Annotated in this window: 1 protein-coding gene and 1 pseudogene; both read right to left on the bottom strand. The window is 31.9% G+C overall.

Annotated elements, in window-relative coordinates; genetic code table 11:
* Positions 1-557, bottom strand: a 557-nt coding sequence (locus KI369_RS24130) for a cysteine dioxygenase family protein (RefSeq protein ID WP_212957738.1), incomplete at its 3' end; no start/stop codon positions are given.
* Positions 558-669: 112 nt separating this feature from the next.
* A pseudogene (locus tag KI369_RS24125) lies at positions 670-1536 on the bottom strand (cytochrome P450); the annotation flags it as partial.
* Positions 1537-1757 lie beyond the last annotated feature (221 nt).

Below are 1757 nucleotides of genomic sequence, written 5' to 3'. Positions count from 1 at the left end.
TTCGTCTCACACATGTACACATTCTTTTCTTCAGTTGGGACATATATTTTAAACTTTTCTAAACGTTTTCCGTAAATATGAATAGTGACAACGCTTTCATTTTCGGCTATTTCAAGAATATGACAATCAGCTGGTGGAATGACTTTATCTGTTTCTCCTTCTCCCAAATAAAGATTTCCTGTATGTGTTAAATAAACAAGTGAATTTTCAAGCTGTTTAGTTTGTATAAAGTTTTGCACCATTATCCTTCCTCTAAAAACACCTTCTACTCCCCATGTACCATCATGATCATGTAAAGGTGTAGATTGTCCATCTTTCCATACAAGAGCTAATACTTCAAAACGATTAAAGGGATCTTCATATAATAAGTGTCGTGCGTATTGAGCCGAATTCGCCTTCTGTTTTTCTACCGGAAGCCATGTTTTCTTTTCTAAAAGTTCTTCTAATAATTTTTCAATCGCACAAACAATTTGATTTTCTAATAAATTACTATCCATTAAATCTGTTACACCTTTAATGAACGTTTGAAACGTTTTACTTCCATTACACGTTAACATAAGCGTCCTCCTCCATTCTTTTTCACACACCTCCATACTAAATAACCAACCAAAAATTTACAATTGAGAAATAAAAAACAAGGTACAGTAAATTTGTACCTTGCTGAGCGATTTACCTAGTTTTCAAAAGAATAGGTAAGTAATTTAACGTTTGTTCATTTTCCAATAGACATTTTTCTAAATTGAACGATGGAGATAACTCTATTTTTTCAAAGGCATTTATGAAAGTTCTTAATGCAATCTCAGCTTCTAAACGTGCAAGTGGTGCCCCTAAGCAAAAGTGAGCACCTTTACCATATGTTAAATGCTTTTCATTTCCTATTCGGTGTATATTAAATTTAGAGGCTTGCGAAAACTTTTTCTCATCTAAATTTGCTGCACTTACCCACGCAACAATCATTTGATCCTTTTTCATAAAAGGTCCAAATATATTTGTATCCTCTGTAATCCTCCTAGCTAACGTAACAGGAAAGCGATAGCGCAATACTTCCTCAATTGCCTTTGAAATTAATTTAGGTTCTTCTCTTAATTCTTTATATGTTCCAGGTGAATCCACTAAAAAGCAATAAAAGCTATTAATAATTAAATTAGTAGTTGTTTCATTACCTGCCGCTAATAAACCTAAAGAAAAAGTTACAATTTCTTCATCTGTTAATCTTTCGCCTTCATATTCAGCTCGTATTAAATCCGAAATAATATCATCGGTTAAATGGTATCTCTTTCCCTGAACAATCGGTAGAAGATATGCTTTAAATTCATTTAGTGCTATACCCTTTTCCACATCCAGATCATTAAACTTTTCTTTACTATACGGCATAAATAAAATATCAGACCATGCTTTAATTTTTTTACGGTCCGTTGTTGGCACTCCTAATAAATCGGATATGACGGTAACAGGTAAAGGTGCAGCAAACTCTTCAACGATATTAACCTCACTATATTTTTCGATATGTTGTACAAGTTCATTTGCGATAGACTGATATGTAAATATAATAAAAAACGAATGATTAATAGAAATATTCTACGCCACTCGTTTTTTATCGGACTTCTTTTTACTGTACTTTTATTTTCTTTATGAGTTATTAGAAAAATAATTGTCTATATAAGTCTTTATTTTTTCAAAATCCTTTTCCATAAATAAGATTGCTGGTACTTCAATTATTGGAAGATTATTTTCATTATCAAAAGGTGGACACGGTT

The organism is Bacillus sanguinis (assembly GCF_018332475.1).
GTDB classification, from domain to species: Bacteria; Bacillota; Bacilli; order Bacillales; family Bacillaceae_G; genus Bacillus_A; species Bacillus_A sanguinis.
The sequence above is the reverse complement of the archived record's forward strand: the minus strand, read 5'-3'. Positions and strand labels throughout refer to the sequence as shown.